A 16,958-nucleotide genomic window follows, 5' to 3' on the forward strand; every position below is an offset into this window, starting at 1 on the left:
CAGAACTCTATTTTTTGATGAATTCCAATAAGTCTGCATTGATAATGTCCGCTTGAACGGTCGCCATACCGTGCGGAAATCCCTTGTAGATTTTGAGTTCCGCATTTTGCAGCAATTTGGCCGAAAGAGGAGCGGAGTCGGCGATCGGGACCACCTGGTCGTCATCGCCATGCATAACCAACGTCGGAACGGAAATCGACCTCAAGTCTTCCGTAAACTCCGTTTCCGAGAACGCTTTGATACCTAGATAATGAGCATTTGCGGCACCTGCCATGCCCTGACGCCACCAATTCTGAATGAGCGGTTCCGAGATCTTGGCTCCTGGTCGATTGAAGCCATAGAATGGACCGCTTGCCAGATCTCTGTAGAACTCCGAGCGATTTGCAGCCAAAGCACTTCTAAAGCCATCGAATACTTCGATTGGCAGACCACCAGGATTGGACGGCGTTTTCACCATGATCGGCGGAACGGCCCCGATCAGTACAAGCTTCGAAACGCGGCCTTTTCCATACTTCGCCGTATAACGGGTCGCTTCTCCGCCGCCAGTCGAGTGGCCGATATGGATGGCATTATGAATTCCCAGATGTTCGATGACTGCAAACACGTCAGCGGCGTAATGATCCATGTCGTGTCCATCGCTGACTTGGGCAGAACGTCCGTGACCTCTGCGGTCGTGCGCTATCACGCGGAAGCCTTTGCCCAGAAAGAAGAGCATCTGGTTGTCCCAGTCATCTCCGCTCAACGGCCAGCCATGGTGAAACACGATGGGTTGCGCATCCTTGGGGCCCCAATCCTTGTAGAAGATAGCCACGCCGTCCTTTGTAACGACACGATTATCGCCGGAACGAGTTTTCAGGGGATTGCTGGCCTGGGCGGGTGCTGAACCCAGTGTGGTGCCGGCAGCCGCAAGGGCGATGGTGCCGGACATGATTGAACGGCGGGTGGCCGTCATTGATAGCTGTGTCATCTCACACTCCTAAAGGTAAATTGAAGCGACGGTTGATTTCATGAACTGATAGCTCACTTCAAAACGCTAACAGAGTTAGTTGGAGAGAGGACCTATCCTCATGATCAGCTGCGCCTCTCCCTTGGAAGCAGCATGCATCTGGTATCGATGGATCGCGGCCAAGAAAACCGACTCTCAAAAGACCACGAGGTGTAGAGGGACTGGCCAGCTGAAACCTGAATTTCGGGTGAGAGAATATCGACGCTCGTATCGCATCCTTAGACCCAAGAACAAATAGCAAGCGCAGCAGGCCCGTCTCATGATTGCAATTAACACAAACTAAGGAAATTTCGAACGTCTGGAGGGTCGATCTATGGATGAGCAGGTACCAAAAAAATGGTTGGAATGGACGAGTCTATTGCTGGGACTGGCGGTCACCTATTGTGTGTTTGCATATACTGAGCGACCGTTCATTGCCTGGAACGCGGGTGCCGTGGGCACGGTGGTGGTATGTTGCTCCGTCGTGGCGATATGCCACTATCGAACCTTTGCCGAGTGGATCAACTTTGTTCTCGGCTGCTGGATAGTGGTCACGCCTTATGCGCTCGCCTTCGAAACGCAGTTTACAGTTACTTTAGTACACGTAGTTCTTGGCAGCTGCATCTCTGTAAATGCTGCAGCACAATTGATCTGTGAAAAAAGAACGAGACGCCGGTGCGAACGTCAAATGGACGGTTCTAACAGCTGAGTGAAATCTTTTGGGCAAAGGCGCTTCAGCGAAACTTTATCGCATGGCTTGAGAGGTCAGCTTCCAGGAGGTGAATAAGTTCCAGGATGTGTAGACGCTTTCTTTCCTATTTTTTGAGGCAAGAGATCATCGCGAGCAATGCTTCAAGCGCGACAAGCGTGTGCTCAGATTCAAAGCTCAACACACCGATCTATACTTCAGTATCGTCAATGATAGACCTTCAATACGCGATTGGACACCTCGGAATAATAGTCTACTACAGCCTCTTGCGGTGATGATTGATGCGCACTCAATCATCCTTGTTGGAGCACGGGGTCATGTCATTGTTCAGTGCTCGAATAGCGGTCTGCCCGATCAATTAACGGTGGGTGCCTGCGAGAAGCGGCTGCATCGTTTTGTCCTGACCAACGATGGAAGATAGGAGTGCTCCTAAATAGGCACGCTCGTCAAAAGGGCGCAAAACGGAGACTTCTTATGAAACACGAGACAAGCACAAGCAAATCTGGGCCGGAAGAACTGGTACCATCGCGATATGCGGTACGTATCGGCGATATCGATGTACTGGTGGTCAGCGATGGTGTTCTTCCGCTTCCTACCGAGATGTTGGGGTATAATGCCGACGCTGCTTCACGGGCCGAATGGTTGGACGATATGTTCCTGCCCAAGGATGCGTTCGACTGGTCTTTGAATGTAGTGGTGGTGCGTAGCGGCAACCAGACTATTCTCGTCGATGCGGGATTGGGGCTCGACCCCGATCTTAACTTGCCCCGGGCGGGGCAGCTGGTGAAACGGTTGGCCGCAGCCGGTATCGATCTGGCTTCCGTAACCGATGTCGTGATTACCCATATGCATATGGATCATATCGGCGGCCTTCTTGTCGATGGTGTGAAAGAGAAGCTACGCCCCGATCTTCGCATACACGTGGCGGCTGCTGAGGTGGAATTCTGGCAGTCGCCCGACTTTACCCACGTACATATGCCTGATGGCTTTCCAGAAGCGCTTAGAGCAACGGCAAAACGTTTTGCTGAACTATATCGCAATAATCTACAAACATTTGACGAGCAGTTCGAGGTAGCCCCGGGTGTCGTCGCCTATCGCACCGGCGGACATACGCCGGGGCATAGTGTCGTTCGGCTGGCATCAGGCGAAGATCGCCTGACATTCGCCGGTGATGCGATTTTCGCAGTGGGATTTGATCATCCCGATTGGTACAATGGTTTCGAACATGATCCGGAAGAGGCCGCCCGTGTTCGTGCACGGCTCTTGAAGGAATTGGCGGAAACTGGCGAGCAGCTCGTGGCTACCCATCTTCCCTTTCCATCCGTTGGTCGGGTGGCGCTTGAAGGTAACGCCTATCGCTGGGTTCCGGTATTCTGGGACTACTAACAGGGTAAATGCCGGACACGCTCCTGTTGGTGTGTCCGGTGTTCAGTACCAGAGAACGCGATCGGACGAAAGATGTCTTTCGAGAAACGCTCCAACTGAACAAATACAGACTGCTCATGGACGTAATATCTGAAAGAGTTATTATTGTTTTCAGCGATGTAGCGGGATAAATACCGGAAACTGTTCCGAACCAGATAATTCGCACTGGGGGCCGAGCAGATCGCTGCGCAGAAACTACGCAGCGATCTGCTGTGAGAGCGACAACGCAGGGAGGGGTTGCGTTTTTCCGACAGATACTGCCAGATCGTCGCCCCGGTTTTGGTGGCCGCTGTTGTCTGAACGCGAAGAAAAGCGCCGGTTTCACTTATAAATTTTGGTTAAATGAGAACATTCCCATCAGAACTGGACTTTCAAACGTGCTGCACAGGCGGCATGTTCAGGCAGTCTTGTGCAGGATGAGCAGGCTTGAGGACAGAGCTTCTTTTCCTCATGTTCATCCGGTTTCGCGCTGGCGGCAATCGTTTCATTCTGGCTGGGCGGATAGATCCGCACCGATGGTACCCAGGATCCCATAACTTAACCTCCCGTCAGGTTGATGGATGGCAATTATGAGTGCTCAGTAGGCCATGTTTCTACCGTTTTGACGAAGTGAAACGTTTAGATCATTGTTCAGGAAACCCTATCCCAAGGGCGGGGCGGTGGCATCGTCTTCCCGGCAACCTTCCATCCCAGGTCATGCATATAAGAACTTTGAGCCAGTAATGGTTGGAAAGAAATGGATGACTGTCCCTTCTGCGGGATCGGGAAACCAAACGCTGCGAAGAGAGCTAAGCCTGTACACGAGTATGGACCTGCTACGTCTTGCATCCAATCGATCTTGCCAACCCTTGCTCCTAGCATCGCCCAGGCACCGGCAGGTCAGCCGGGCCTAACGAGCAGGGAGATTACTATGGTGCAGCTAAAACCCGATCGAAGTGCATATAAATCTCGAGGCCCCAATTCAAATGTATTCGTATCACCTGATCTCATTGAAAGAGCAGGCGTTGCGCACGAGTTGGGTAACCTCATTCAAATTGCCGCTTCGGCGCTTAACATAATCGCCCGAAAAGCCGAGGCGGATGGACACCCTGTGCACGGTGCCGCGATAGATGGCGCCAGAGTATCGCTGGATCGCGCGGGCGTGCTCGTGAGAAACGCAATTCGTCAGGCGGGCCGTATCGAAACCACAGTTGAACCAATAGACGTTAAACGCTCACTCGTCGAAATTGGAGACCTCATTCGGGATAACTGGGCACCGGGACACAGGGTTGATATTCGGTTCAGTGAGCGTTTGCCAGCGGTCAGATGCTTATGCCTGGAACTTCAAAGTGCCATCCTGAATCTTGCGCTGAATGCTCGGGATTCCATGCCTGAAGGCGGCGAAGTCATAATTGAAGCGAATGCAGTGCTACAACACAATATGCAGCAGATCGTGGAGGTGCGGGTCTCGGACAGTGGCATCGGAATGTCACCCGATACAATCAGGCGCGCATTTGATCCATTTTTTACGACCAAAGTGTCGGGATTGGGTGGCGTTGGACTTGCACTTGTTAAACGCTTCGCTGAAGACGTAGGTGGCAGCGTGAAGCTTTTCAGTGAGGCAGGGACCGGAACCACGGTTTTACTGAGGCTGCCGGGAGCTAAATAGTTTCAAATATTAATAATCACTTATACGAGTAAGTCGTTGAAATGGAGGATCGGCACAGCCGATCCTCCTGTCGGGGAAGCAGTTTTTACTATTTCTATTTCCCCCAGAGTGTTCGTCCCCCTTCCTTGATAGGCTGTGGTGTTACAGGTGATTTCTTCCGAAGTAATATTATCTGGCCTGTATTCGCCGGCTTGGAGGGGGTTTTACCCCGGATTTCGGTTTTTGTTGATGGATATTGCCAGTTCGACCCGATATGGTCACTCTGGGCTTGGGCACTACCTCCTACCAGAAGAAGTGCAGCAGCAATTTGGATAGTCGCTTTCATAGTTGTTCTCCAGTGTCAGACTTACGCGACATGGCGCAATATGAAAGGTAAAGGTCCCCTCTTCCTCGGACGATCATACCGTTGGACGGATATCCCTATCGGGATGGCTAGCGGAGGACAGTATTGAGCTCAGGAAAGAGCACCTTCTTGCACTGGTTCTGCGACGAAAATGGGAATATCCGCGAGTAAACGGCGCTAGGGAGCAGGACTCGGTACCCCGTAATTCAGTGCAGGAGAAAGGGCTGGGGCGTTGTGGCCCCTTTTGTCCGTGGGGTAATGGTTACGCTCAGATCAGCCTGTGAGCTGGTAAATGACAAGGTTTTTACGCTGCATACAGAATAAGCGGTGCAGTAATGAAGATATATATGTTTCCATAGCATGCCATCCGGCGGCGTTGGGATTAGACTCCACCGGGATGAAAGCTGAGAAGGCTGCAGCAAATGACGCTCGCTTCAACATTGAATGTACCAGGTCATAATCAGGCAATCGAAGCTGCACGGACTGTGGAGCGCGTGGTCGGAAATGCTTGGGCAACCGACAGCGCCGGCGGAATAATCTACATGACTGAATCAATGCTTTCATTGGTCGGATTTTCACTGGACCAGTTCAACGAACCGGCTGGCGCTGGCACGCGTGGCTGGTCAAAACTCATTCATCCAGATGATTATGCTTATTTTGCCGCCACTCGGCTTCGCAGCCTGGAGACAGGCGAACGCTACGCCATCGAGCATCGTGTCTTGAGTTCCAGCGGCGCTTATCGGTGGTGCCGCAGCGCGGGCGAGCCGGTGCGCGATAAAGGGTCTCGAATTGTCGGCTGGTATGGAACTGTCATAGATGCCTATGTCCCGTCGATCACAGGTGAACGTTTCACCCATGCGACGAACGCTAGTTTAGACGGAGTCACGCAATCCGACACTGCCCAACGGCTCGATCTCACCCATCCCGATGACCAGCTTTCGATCTCGCATGCAACTGCACGGGCTTTCTGGACAGGCGTACCGCAAATTACCCGGCATCGGCGTCGCCAACCGGATGGCAGTTATCGTTGGATCGAAACCCGGTCCGAACCTGGCTATAGTGTTAGTGTGGAAATTGGTAATCTCGTCACGGAGAGAGATTCTATTCCGCGGTCCGTCGCCGGCCCATCCGGCAATGATGAGGCAGAGCCGATGCGGTCTGCCATGGTGGTCGAGAGTATTTTTGGAAACGGCTGGGCATTCGATGCAACGGGAAGGTGGATATTCCTCCATCCGTTTGCGCAAAGTTCGCTTGGCGTGAGTTTGGATTATCTCAACGAGGCTGTAGACGAGGGTCACACAGCCTGGAAACGTTTGTTGCACCCCGATGACTACCATGACGTTGCGAAGCGTTGGCTTCATTGTCTCGCAACCGGAGAAGATTTTAACGTTGAGTTCCGCTTTCGACGGGCAAGTGACGTATATGTCTGGGCGCGTACTGCCGCCCGGGCGGTGCGTGATCATAGTGGTCGCATCGCTGGTTGGTACGGAATTGCGTTGGACAATGATGTTTATAAAAAGACGGTCACTGCGCTACGCGAACGCGAGAAAAGCCTTCAGCAATTGATCGACACGGTACCCGCAATGGTCTGGAGTACATCGTCTACAGGCACGCCAACTTATGTAAACAAGCGCTTCATCGAGGTAACAGGGGCGAGGCTGCAAGATATCTCAGCGCCCGACAATTTCCTGAATTTCAGTGTGATTCACCCCGACGACGTTCAGAAGGCGCGTGACGCCATGGACTATTCGTTGGCGACGAATGAGCCATATCTCCAGAGATACCGGCAGATACGAGCAGATGGCAGCTATCGGTGGACTGAAACCCGGGCCGAGCCTTTGCGCGACGAGACGGGCACGGTCGTCCAGTGGTACGGTGTCTGCGTTGATATTGATGATTTGGTGGCTGCTCAGAAATCGCTGTCCGAGCGGGAACGCGAGCTTTCTATGCTGGTCGATATGGTGCCAAGCTTTATCTGGCGGCTCAACGCAGAAGGCGAACCCGACTACTTTAACAAGCGTTTGATTGATTTTTGTGGCGTAAGGATTGATGATCTGGGCGGGGCGCAGACGAAGCGGCGAGCCGCCGTCATCGAGAAGATCATCCACCCTGATGACCTTGAAGGCGTTTCGCAAGCTCTGAGTCTTAGCATCAATACGGGCAAGCGCTTTTCAATGAGATATCGCGTTCGCCGAGCTGATGGCGTCTATCGTTGGGTTTCCGGTCAAGCTGACCCACTGCGGGATAACGACGGACGAATTGTGCAATGGTATGGCTTGTCGACCGATATTGATGATCAGGTCAAAGCGGAAGATGCGCTGAAGCAAAGCGAGCGTCGTTACCGGGATTTGTTTCAGTACATGCCGATAGCGCTCACTCAAATCGATGCGCAGAAACTTGCTGTCCTTTTCAAGGAGTTGCGTTCCCAAGGTGTTGAGGAACTGCGGGACTATATAGACGAGCATCCGGATTTTCTTATGCGCGCTGTCGAGGCTTTGGAAGTTGAGGAGGTCAACGACCATATTCTTGGTATGTTCGGCGCAAGCAGCCCAAGCGAAATGTATGGTTCCGCTGGGCGTTATTGGCAGCCAGGATTGGACACGATCCGTCGTTCGATCGAAGCGCGTTACCGTGGGGAAGAGGTTTTTCAGGAAGAAACAAAGGTTATGCGCCTGGACGGCAGCGTAATCGATGTCCTTTTCACAACCGCACGACCAGACGCGGTGGCTGATAAAAGCCTTGTTGGATTTATCGACATAACTCAGCGAAAAAAGGCTGAGGAAGCATTGCAAGAGCGGGAGCGCTCCCTTTGGCGGCTTGTCGAGGCCTTACCCGTGATGATCGACTGCGCGGACGCCAACGGTGAACCGATCTATCGAAGTGATCGTTTGTGCGAATTTCTCGGCTTCGGTCTCGATCAGCTTGAGGAAAATAGAAAACTCAGGACAACGCTCGATGCTGGCGTGCATCCTGATGATCTGCAGGGTGTTCTGGAGCAATATGCCCATTGTCTGGCGACAGGTGAGCCCTACGCCCGCCGGCACCGGTTGCGTCGTTTCGATGGGCAGTATCGATGGGTCGAGACACGGGCGGAGGCGATGCGCGACGGAAGCGGTAATATCGTTCAATGGAACGTTATCTGTCTGGATATCGATCGCGAAGTGCGAGCTCAGGAGGAATTGCGCCTGACCCTTGAGAAACTCGCTCGGGCGAGCCAGGCGTCCAGTCTTGCGGAGCTCTCGGCCTCGATTGCGCATGAAGTGAATCAGCCTCTGGCCGCAATCGTTGCCAATTCGCACGCTTGCCAGCGTTGGCTCATGGCTGAGCCGCCGAATACCGAAAGGGCGCTCAAGACAGTGGAGCGTATTACAAGAGATGCGACGTCCGCTGCCGAAATCGTGGGGCGCATCCGCGCATTGTTCAAGCAATCTTTCGTCGCGAAAAAGAAGATCATGCTGAGCGATATTATAAGCGAAGTTCGCGATCTGATGGCGGAAGAATTGACGCGTTGGCGCATTCGCACAGTCGTCGATGCGGCTGATGGCTTGCCGTTTGTGATGGCTGATAAGGTTCAAATACAGCAGGTAATACTTAATCTTATTCGGAATGCAGTCGAAGCGATGGAGACTGTTTCGGATCGTCTTTTGACTATCGAAGTGGTTAGGGACGAAGATGTAGTCCGGACAAAAATCAGCGATAGGGGTGTGGGAATATCGCCCACGGAAAGAATGTTCGAACCATTTATTACAACGAAAGAACAGGGAATGGGCATGGGACTGGCAATTTCCCGGTCTATTGTGGAGGCACATGGCGGTCGGTTATGGGCAGAGAAAAATGAACCACAAGGGACATCGTTGGTTTTTACCCTTCCAGTCGTCATGAAAGCTGTAGCCGTATGAACGAAGGTCAACTGGTATTCATCGTAGACGATGACGAGCGCATTCGGGAGGCCCTGGAGGAGTTGCTGGAGTCCTACGGCATGCACACCATGGCATTTGGGTCGGCGGCAGATTATGTCAATGCGCCTAAGCCCGATGTTTCCTCGTGCCTCATACTGGACGTGAAATTGCCCGACATCAACGGCTTGGAACTGCAAAAGCAAATTTCGACAGGAGACCATCCTCCCATCGTATTCATTACGGGACATGGTGACATTCCCAGTTCCGTTCGCGCCATGAAAGGTGGTGCAGTCGATTTTCTGACCAAGCCTTTCAGCGACGTGAAACTCATGGCGGCGATCCGTGCTGCGATAGCGCAGGATTGTGAAACACGTGCCAATCGATCGGAAATTACTGAGTTGAGACAACGTTATCGCGAGCTCACCGCCCGCGAGCGTGAAGTGCTGCCGCTCGTTGTCAGTGGGCTCCTCAATAAGCAGGCAGCAGCCGAACTTGGTATAAGAGAAGTCACACTGCAGTTGCACAGAAGAAATGTCATGCAAAAAATGGCAGCCGCTTCGCTTGCTGATCTTGTACGCATTGCGGACAAATTGAGGATCCCGATTACCCATGCTCGGCGATCGAAAGGAGACGAATGATGATCAACGACAGACTCGTGATCGCAGTTGTCGATGACGATTCCCGCTTGCTGGAATCCATGGAGGATCTGCTGGAAGCGACTGGCTATACGGCCCGGTGTTACTCGTCAGCTGCCTCTTTGTTGACGCGGGGGCTTGCTGGCGTGGATCTGATTATTACCGACGTTGGTATGCCCGATATCGATGGGTTCGAGCTCAGAGAAATCGTGCAGGAAATTCATCCCGATTTACCAGTTTTTCTGATCACAGGCCGTCATGAAATTGCCGATCAGGAACGTGCTCAGGGTGTGACGGGGTTTTTCCGTAAGCCGTTTGATGGGCAAACTTTGCTAACCGCTATCAGCGACGCACTCAATGTACGCCGAACGGAGGGTTGATATGAGAACCGAACAGTACGCGCGGAACCACAAACCAACACTGCCTTTGCAACCTGCGAAGGAGACAGAGCAGCCGTTGGTCATCATAGTCGATGATGATGAAGCCGTAAGAGAGGCTCTTTCTGATCTCATCTTGTCCGCAGGGTTTCGGCCCGTTGCCTTTGGGTCCACGCGTGAGCTCGTGGGAACCGAACTATTGGAAGCACCCGGTTGCTTGATCCTCGATGTGCGCATGCCGGGGACAAGCGGATTGGATTTACAACGTCAACTGGCACAGAACGGCAATCCCAAACCGATTATCTTCCTGACAGGCCATGGCGATATCCCTATGACTGTGGAAGCGATGAAAGCTGGCGCTGTGGATTTTCTCACGAAACCGGTCCGCGATCAGACACTGCTCGATGCAGTCGCTTCGGCAATTGATATGGATGCGCGACGGCGAGCGCAATCCGTCATTGTCAAACGGAATATCGAGCGTCATATGACATTGACGCCGCGTGAACGCGAAGTTTTGCGGGAAGTCGCAAGAGGCCGCCTCAACAAGCAGATCGCTTTCGATCTTGGTATCAGCGAAGTGACAGTGAAACTTCATCGTGGAAACGTGATGCGGAAGATGGAGGCATCTTCCATCGGTGAACTGATCAGGATCTGGGAAACCCTGCCATTGCCAATCCAAAGGTCCTGAACGCGAGCGCCAGCCAGACAATCTCCGTGCGAAAGATAGCTCGAACTCAAAACGCAGCGAGTTCCTTCGCGCGCCGCTCCACCAGGTCACAGAGAAGACGTACACGCAGGGGGACCTGGTGTTTGAATGCGTGGACGACATTGAAAGGCATTGGTTGAATTTTCAGTTGCCGTCCAAATTCAACCAGTTTTCCCTCTTCAAGTTCGTCTTTGACGATGCAGCGCATAACAACGGCCGCGCCGATACCATGTCTCGCAGCCGCTTTCAGTGCCTGCCCCGTATCACAGGCGATGGGGCCTGTCGGAGTGAACTCACTTCCATCTGATAGTCTTATCTTTCTCGAAATGCCGTTTAATTCATATCGTGCAAAAGGCACGCGGGCTGCTTCCTCTGCAGTGCTTGGCGAGCCGTGTTTTTTCGCGAATGGGGGCGAGCTGACCATAATCATTTTGAAATCAACGAGCCGCCTGATCATAAGGTCGCAGTTAGCAACAGTTCCAACCCGAAATGCAACATCGTAATCGTCGCGGATAATATCGACATGTTGGTCCGTTAGGCCGATTTCAAGTTGAATTGCTGGATATCGAACTGCGAAGTCAGACAATATCGTTTCAAGGAACAGCGGTGCAAGTTCGCTGGGCATACTAAAGCGGACACGACCGGATATCTCCTTTGAAGCGTTTATGTCGTCCCCGGCCATATTGAGCTCACGAAGTAACGGGGACAATCGCTCAAAAAGTGAATGTCCATCCGCGGTCAGCACAAGTGTGCGGGTGGATCGAAGGAAGAGGCGGGTTTGTATCAGCGTTTCAAGCCTTGCCACGCTTCTGGAGACTGCTGACGGTGACGTTTTGAGCAGCCGGGCGGCTGCGCTGAAGGTGCCCGCTTCCACGGTGCGGACAAATGCGAGAAGACCGGCCGTCTCATTCAACAGGTTTGCCATTCAAGCTCCGGGAGCAAAAGTGAAGTACCCAATCACTGACTAATGAAACGGAATTCAATCCATATTTTATCCCCAGATCAATATGGAGAAAGTATATGGGTGTTCTCAAAAACAAGGTTGCTATCATCACGGGTGGTAACAGCGGAATTGGCAAAGCGGCGGCTAAACTTTTTGTCGAGAACGGGGCACGGGTCGTAATAACAGCGCGACGCCAAGACGTTCTGGATAATGCGGTGAGCGAAATAGGGGGAGACGTCGTTGGCATTTGTGGCGATGTATCAGACTTGGCCCATCATAAACGTGTTGCGGAGGAGGTCTCTCGCCGTTTTGGTGGGTTCGACATCTATTTTGCCAATGCCGGCGTCATCGATTTGAAGCCGTCAGAAGCAATATCGGAAGCGAGCTATGATCGGCATTTTGACGTCAATACGAAAGGCGTATTCTTTGGCGTTCAAACCCTTTTGCCACTTATGCGCGACGGTGGAACAATCCTTGTCACCAGTTCTCTGGCTGCGACCAAAGTGCTTCCCGATCATACGGTCTATGCGGGCTCGAAGGCTGCCGTGGTCGCTTTCGTGAAGAACTGGGCGCTGGAGCTCAAAAACCGGAGAATACGGGCGAACGTCATTAGTCCCGGCCCAACGGATACTGAAATCCTTGGGAAACTGGGCATGCCGGATGCTGAGCGTGGCCCGTTCCTCAGTAAGATGGCTGAAACGATTCCCGCAGGAAGAATGGGAACCAGCGAGGAATTGGCGGAAGCCGCTCTCTTCCTCGCTTCAGATGCAAGCGGTTTCATCAACGGCATCGATCTTCATGTCGACGGTGGAATGGGGTTGATCTAAAAGGACTCGCCTGCTGGAGGTTGGCTCGACAGCGAAAGATAGCTGTCGAGCACATTGATGCAAGTCTGGCAATCTTTGATTACGTCGCGGCTGCACCTATACTTTGGGCCTAATTGGGCAAGTATCGAGCATAGGACGCTCCACCCCAATCGCCGATAGACCGTGTTTTGCGCTCCGGGTTACCGTTGACGTGTGGCTGGTAATTCGCGTCAGCGCTGAAATCTCGGTTCCAGTGCCTCGCCGATCGCAAAATGATGAATTCGCAAGCGTGAGATGTGAAAAATTTTTCCTGAAAACGCCGTCGGGTTCCAGTTAGCGATCTGGATGAATAATTCTTACTTCTTAAGCAGGAGATAAACTAATGACCAAGCATATCCTCATCGTAGGCGCTGGTTTTGCTGGCGTTATGGCGGCTTTGGCCGCGTCTCGACTGAGGCACGAAAAGGGTGTGTCAGCGGAGAGCTTGAAAATTTCGGTCGTGTCGCCGGACCCGGAACTCGTCATCCGTCCTCGACTTTATGAACCTCACCCGGAGAAAATGACCGCTCCCCTCGGCGAATTATTCGAAGCCACCGAGATAGAATTTGTTCCAGCTACGGTAGAAAGAATTGATGCGGCCAACAACCGTGTTACGGTCCTTGACGATCGCGGTCAAAGTTCCTCACTACCCTATGACAGGCTCGTCCTTGCTTCCGGTAGTCGCGGCTTTCAACCACCAATTCCTGGTCTCTCCGAATATGGCTTTGCGTCCAACCATCTCGAGGAAGCGATAATACTGGATCAACATTTGCACAGTCTCGCTGCGCAGCCAGCAAGTCCGGCGCGAGATACCCTGGTGGTTGGGGGCGCCGGTTTCACAGGTTTGGAAGTTGCGACCGAGCTTAAGGCACGTCTTCAGACCATTTTGGGGCCGACTGCTCAACCTCGCATCATTATCGTTGACAGGAACCCTCACGTCGCACCTGCGATGGGAGAACATCCAAGGCCCTATATTGAAAGCCGTCTTGAGGGGCTTGGTATCGAAACGAGGCTCAACACGGGTATCGCGCAACTCGACAGTTCTTCCGTGACGCTCGATAGCGGCGAGCGGATAGAGACCTCAACCGTCATTTGGTCTGGCGGAATGCGCGCTTCTTCACTTACATCCCAGCTTGATGCGGACAAGGACTCCTTGGGTCGCATCATTGTCGATCCCGATTTACGTGTGCCTGGCTATTCTTATATTTTTGCAACCGGCGATACGGCAAAGGCAGCCACCGACGATAAGGGCAATTTCTCGCTGATGTCATGTCAGCATGCTCGTCGGCTTGGTGCGTTTGCAGGACATAACGCAGCAGCCGAACTATTGGGTGAAGCCACCCTTAAATATGATCAGCCAGCCTATGTCGTCTGCCTCGATTTGGGCCCTGATGCGGCGATCTTTACTCGTGGTTGGGATGGTAAGGTCGAACTTACGGGCGCGGAGGCAAAAAAGGTGAAACAGGAGATAAACACCGTCTGGATTTATCCGCCGGCACCTGAACGGACCGCGGCATATGAAAACGTTCAGACAGCGCGGACCGTTGATTTCTAGAACTATCGCAGCGTTGACTCCGCATATAGTCCTTCACACCCGGCGCATTGCTATGGCCCGCTTCAGTTTTGGAGGCGGGCGTAGCATTGAGAACTGCTCATTGCGGATTAGGACATAGTATAAATTTACATAATAGCGATGCCGAAGATGATGTCTTGGACGAAAAAGCAAATCGTTGGGCTGGTGTTTTGTCTCAGCGCGATTGCAACCGCTGTAGGAGGTTGGATGTGGGCGCGTTCGACCGAGCGGACGGCGACGGACAATGCCTATGTTCGCGGTAACACGACAGCAATCGCATCGAAGGTAACCGGATATGTCACCGTGGTTGACGTAGCCGACAACCAGTATGTACGGGCGAATGATGTTCTGTTCAGAATTGATGACAGGGATTTCCGCGCACGTCTGGCGCAGGCTGAAGCAAATGTGGAGGCGGCACAGGCACATATCGACAATGTGGAGGCGGAGATACAGCTGCAGCATATTCTGGTCAAGCAGGCGACGGCGCAGAAACGGGCAGCAGAGGCAGATCTTGCTCTCGCGGTCAAAGCGTCTCAGCGACAGCGTGAACTTGTTCGCACAAATTCGGTCAGCAGAGCTCAGGTCGATGAAAGTGACGCTGCGAGGTCGAAAGCAGAGGCTGGCTTGTTAGGTGCTAAGGCTGCGGTGGAGGCACAAGAAACACGTATCAAGGTTCTCACCACACAAAAGGAAGCTGCCTTGGCTGCTGTGCTTCAAGCCAGGGCTGCGCGTGACCTGGCCCGAATTGATCTCGACAATACAGTCGTCCGTGCTCCCTTTGACGGTGTTATTGGTAACCGTCAGGTCCGCGTCGGACGCCTGGTATCCCCCGGAGCTTCCTTGATCGATCTGGTGCCAATCAAGGACGTGTGGATTGTTGCAAATTTCAAGGAGACACAGATCGAGAGTATTCAGCCCGGGCAGTCAGCCCAGGTAACGGTCGACGCCTATCCCGGCATAATTATCGAGGGAAAAGTTGACAGTTTTGCACCGGGTAGCGGATCGGCCTTCAGTCTCCTGCCCGCTGATAATGCTACTGGCAATTTCGTCCGTGTCGTGCAACGTGTTCCAGTCAAGATCAAACTTGTTCAGAACCCAATTCCCGGCCGCCTGGTTCCGGGACTTTCTGCCCGGGTTCAGATCATTCTGGGGAGCGAGAGCTGATGATTTCTCCCCCAAACGTCTCGAGCCAGACCAGGCAGAATACAGGATGCCTTCTCCTCGCGGGCATTGTGATTGCCACTTTGACTGAGGCGATTGCGGGTACCGCTTTGACGCTTGGGAAAGGAGATATAATTGGTGACGTATACGCTACTCCCGATGAATTCGCCTGGCTTGACATCGGATATACGACACTGAAGATGATCGCGTTCCTTCTGGCATCCTGGATTGCGACGACCGTTAATTTGCGGATTATCGTTGTTGCGGCAACTGTGATGATAACATTGGTAAGTGCGGCCACTGCGTTGACGACCCGACTGGATTTGCTGATTGTTCTGCGCGCATTTCAGGGGTTTTCGGGAGGTCTCTTACTGGTAATTGGACAAATAGTTATCTTCCGAGACTTCTCGCCTTCTCGTCAACCCGTTCTGCAAGCCTTGTTCGCAACCGGGGCAGTGGTTGCACCTGCGACCATCGTACCGGCACTGCAAGGATGGCTATTGGACGGTTATTCCTGGACGTGGATATTTCTCTCAGTGGTTCCTATCGGATTACTGGCAGCCGGGCTTGTGCTCCTATCAGAAGAAACCAGCGATAACCATATTTCCTATAGACGCTTTGACTGGAGTGGCCTTCTGCTGGCATCGATCACGCTTTTCTGTCTCGTCTATGTGCTCAGCCAGGGCGACCGTTGGAACTGGTTCGATGAACGTCGCGTCCAGTGGCTAACCGGAATAGGTGTAGTGACGCTTTGCCTGTTTGTCGGTCAACAAGCGAGCCGGCCTGAGGATGAAAGACTGCTCGAGCTCTGTGTTTTCAGGTCTGTCGATTTTACGTTCGCATTCATAGTAAGTTTTGTAGCTGGTGCGGCGTTGTTTGGGAGCACTTATTTGATTCCGAGTTTTGCAATCTCGGTCCTGGCTTTCACGCCAACGGATACCGGTATGCTTTTGCTCGCCAGTAGCATTCTTTTTGTATTTTCGCTTTTCTTGTCTGCCTTCGTATTTCAGGGCCTGGGCGTCTCTCCAATTGCCACCGTACCCTTCGGGATCGTGATGATCATGATCGCTATGTGGCTACTGTCAGGCTCCGCTGGCGACAGCGGAATGGACGACATGATGAACGCCGTTCTCCTGCGGGGATTGAGCCTTGGCTTTCTATTTCTGTCTATTACCTTGATCGCATTCGGTAGGATGGGTGCACGTAGTCTCCCTGCCGCAATCGGCATCTTCAATACTGGCCGCCAGTTTGGCGGTCTTCTGGGAATAGCTTGTCTTCAGTCTCTTATGACGCGGAATATCGCAGGCAATGTATCTGTGCTCGCCAGCCATATCACAGCTGGATACACTGCTGTAGGCGATCGGTTAGGAACAACTGCGGCAGTTCTCGAGGCCCGCGGGATGAATACGGCTGCTGCAAATCAGGCGTCCAAGGCGTTATTGAGCAAGGCTGTCGCGTACCAGTCTACGGTAATCGCTTTCGATACGGCATTTTTCGCGATTGCATTGCTTTTCGTTTTTGCGGCGCCGATCCTTATCGTTAGCAAGATTATCTTGACGCGAATGGCGACAGCTATGAAGGCCCCGCAGTAGCTTCTGTACATTATCGGGACAGGAGCACATCGATCTCTGACCAAAGTCACAAGGGCAGACGCAAGCATTTATAACCGCGTTGCAAGCACTGCTTTGTACTTCGTGCGCGAGAACGAC

General features: G+C 52.7%; 14 protein-coding genes. 11 read left to right on the top strand and 3 right to left on the bottom strand.

Annotation, left to right across the window (positions count from 1 at the left end):
* Positions 1-7: 7 nt before the first annotated feature.
* Positions 8-967 carry an alpha/beta fold hydrolase gene (locus tag OINT_RS20350; RefSeq protein WP_006469807.1) on the bottom strand — a complete coding sequence of 320 codons (960 nt, stop codon included), beginning with the start codon at positions 965-967 and terminating at the stop codon, positions 8-10.
* Between the two features lie 352 nt (positions 968-1,319).
* Here OINT_RS20350 and OINT_RS23215 point away from each other — a divergent pair, with 352 nt between their 5' ends.
* Together OINT_RS23215 and OINT_RS20355 are read left to right on the top strand one after the other, a co-directional pair.
* The gene (locus OINT_RS23215) at positions 1,320-1,694 is read left to right on the top strand and encodes an SPW repeat protein (protein WP_006471179.1); all 375 of its coding nucleotides are present in this window, start codon (positions 1,320-1,322) and stop codon (positions 1,692-1,694) included.
* Positions 1,695-2,168: 474 nt separating this feature from the next.
* Positions 2,169-3,080, top strand: a complete 912-nt coding sequence (locus OINT_RS20355; protein ID WP_006471180.1) for an MBL fold metallo-hydrolase — start codon at positions 2,169-2,171, stop codon at positions 3,078-3,080.
* A 396-nt stretch (positions 3,081-3,476) separates the two neighbouring features.
* Here OINT_RS20355 and OINT_RS23945 read toward each other — a convergent pair whose 3' ends face one another.
* Positions 3,477-3,653 carry a hypothetical protein gene (locus tag OINT_RS23945; protein WP_006469810.1) on the bottom strand — a complete coding sequence of 59 codons (177 nt, stop codon included), beginning with the start codon at positions 3,651-3,653 and terminating at the stop codon, positions 3,477-3,479.
* 376 nt (positions 3,654-4,029) lie between these two features.
* On the opposite strand from OINT_RS23945, the gene OINT_RS20360 reads away from it, so the two are divergent.
* The 5 genes from OINT_RS20360 to OINT_RS20380 all read left to right on the top strand — a co-directional run bounded on the left by OINT_RS20360 (position 4,030) and on the right by OINT_RS20380 (position 10,709).
* Positions 4,030-4,767 carry a sensor histidine kinase gene (locus tag OINT_RS20360; RefSeq protein WP_172491082.1) on the top strand — a complete coding sequence of 246 codons (738 nt, stop codon included), beginning with the start codon at positions 4,030-4,032 and terminating at the stop codon, positions 4,765-4,767.
* A gap of 765 nt (positions 4,768-5,532) precedes the next feature.
* A complete protein-coding gene (locus OINT_RS20365; RefSeq protein ID WP_006469812.1) occupies positions 5,533-9,009 on the top strand; it encodes a PAS domain-containing protein in 3,477 nt (1,158 codons plus the stop codon).
* Complete coding sequence (locus OINT_RS20370) at positions 9,006-9,647, top strand: response regulator transcription factor (RefSeq protein WP_006469813.1); 642 nt, start codon at positions 9,006-9,008, stop codon at positions 9,645-9,647. The genes OINT_RS20365 and OINT_RS20370 overlap by 4 nt, the downstream gene beginning before the upstream one ends.
* Positions 9,647-10,024, top strand: coding sequence for a response regulator (locus tag OINT_RS20375; protein WP_006471454.1), 378 nt, complete (start codon positions 9,647-9,649; stop codon positions 10,022-10,024). Before OINT_RS20370 ends, OINT_RS20375 begins: the two co-directional genes overlap by 1 nt.
* Before the next feature lies 1 nt (position 10,025).
* Entirely contained in the window at positions 10,026-10,709 is a 684-nt protein-coding gene (locus OINT_RS20380) for a response regulator transcription factor (protein WP_036565055.1), read from the top strand.
* A 46-nt stretch (positions 10,710-10,755) separates the two neighbouring features.
* Here the strand turns inward: OINT_RS20380 and OINT_RS20385 are convergent, their stop codons facing one another.
* On the bottom strand, positions 10,756-11,652 hold the full coding sequence (locus tag OINT_RS20385) for a LysR family transcriptional regulator (RefSeq protein WP_006469816.1): 897 nt from the start codon (positions 11,650-11,652) through the stop codon (positions 10,756-10,758).
* A gap of 95 nt (positions 11,653-11,747) precedes the next feature.
* Between OINT_RS20385 and OINT_RS20390 the strand changes: the two genes are divergently transcribed.
* The 4 genes from OINT_RS20390 to OINT_RS20405 all read left to right on the top strand — a co-directional run bounded on the left by OINT_RS20390 (position 11,748) and on the right by OINT_RS20405 (position 16,841).
* Positions 11,748-12,497: an SDR family NAD(P)-dependent oxidoreductase gene (locus OINT_RS20390; RefSeq protein ID WP_006469817.1), complete on the top strand. Its 750-nt coding sequence runs from the start codon at positions 11,748-11,750 to the stop codon at positions 12,495-12,497.
* A 361-nt stretch (positions 12,498-12,858) separates the two neighbouring features.
* A complete protein-coding gene (locus tag OINT_RS20395; protein WP_006469818.1) occupies positions 12,859-14,070 on the top strand; it encodes an NAD(P)/FAD-dependent oxidoreductase in 1,212 nt (403 codons plus the stop codon).
* Between the two features lie 147 nt (positions 14,071-14,217).
* The gene (locus tag OINT_RS20400; protein ID WP_036565070.1) at positions 14,218-15,252 is read left to right on the top strand and encodes an HlyD family secretion protein; all 1,035 of its coding nucleotides are present in this window, start codon (positions 14,218-14,220) and stop codon (positions 15,250-15,252) included.
* On the top strand, positions 15,252-16,841 hold the full coding sequence (locus OINT_RS20405) for a DHA2 family efflux MFS transporter permease subunit (protein ID WP_006469820.1): 1,590 nt from the start codon (positions 15,252-15,254) through the stop codon (positions 16,839-16,841). Before OINT_RS20400 ends, OINT_RS20405 begins: the two co-directional genes overlap by 1 nt.
* Positions 16,842-16,958: the final 117 nt, after the last annotated feature.

It is taken from the genome of Brucella intermedia LMG 3301, assembly GCF_000182645.1.
In the GTDB taxonomy this organism is placed as follows: Bacteria; Pseudomonadota; Alphaproteobacteria; order Rhizobiales; family Rhizobiaceae; genus Brucella; species Brucella intermedia.

Coding starts and splice junctions, on each gene's coding strand:
- OINT_RS20350 (WP_006469807.1), bottom strand. CDS start 967: ATGACACAGCTATCAATGACGGCCACCCGCCGTTCAATCATGTCCGGC.
- OINT_RS20385 (WP_006469816.1), bottom strand. CDS start 11,652: ATGGCAAACCTGTTGAATGAGACGGCCGGTCTTCTCGCATTTGTCCGC.
- OINT_RS20380 (WP_036565055.1), top strand. CDS start 10,026: ATGAGAACCGAACAGTACGCGCGGAACCACAAACCAACACTGCCTTTG.
- OINT_RS20400 (WP_036565070.1), top strand. CDS start 14,218: ATGATGTCTTGGACGAAAAAGCAAATCGTTGGGCTGGTGTTTTGTCTC.
- OINT_RS20355 (WP_006471180.1), top strand. CDS start 2,169: ATGAAACACGAGACAAGCACAAGCAAATCTGGGCCGGAAGAACTGGTA.
- OINT_RS20375 (WP_006471454.1), top strand. CDS start 9,647: ATGATCAACGACAGACTCGTGATCGCAGTTGTCGATGACGATTCCCGC.
- OINT_RS20360 (WP_172491082.1), top strand. CDS start 4,030: ATGGTGCAGCTAAAACCCGATCGAAGTGCATATAAATCTCGAGGCCCC.
- OINT_RS20390 (WP_006469817.1), top strand. CDS start 11,748: ATGGGTGTTCTCAAAAACAAGGTTGCTATCATCACGGGTGGTAACAGC.
- OINT_RS20395 (WP_006469818.1), top strand. CDS start 12,859: ATGACCAAGCATATCCTCATCGTAGGCGCTGGTTTTGCTGGCGTTATG.
- OINT_RS20370 (WP_006469813.1), top strand. CDS start 9,006: ATGAACGAAGGTCAACTGGTATTCATCGTAGACGATGACGAGCGCATT.
- OINT_RS23215 (WP_006471179.1), top strand. CDS start 1,320: ATGGATGAGCAGGTACCAAAAAAATGGTTGGAATGGACGAGTCTATTG.
- OINT_RS20365 (WP_006469812.1), top strand. CDS start 5,533: ATGACGCTCGCTTCAACATTGAATGTACCAGGTCATAATCAGGCAATC.
- OINT_RS23945 (WP_006469810.1), bottom strand. CDS start 3,653: ATGGGATCCTGGGTACCATCGGTGCGGATCTATCCGCCCAGCCAGAAT.
- OINT_RS20405 (WP_006469820.1), top strand. CDS start 15,252: ATGATTTCTCCCCCAAACGTCTCGAGCCAGACCAGGCAGAATACAGGA.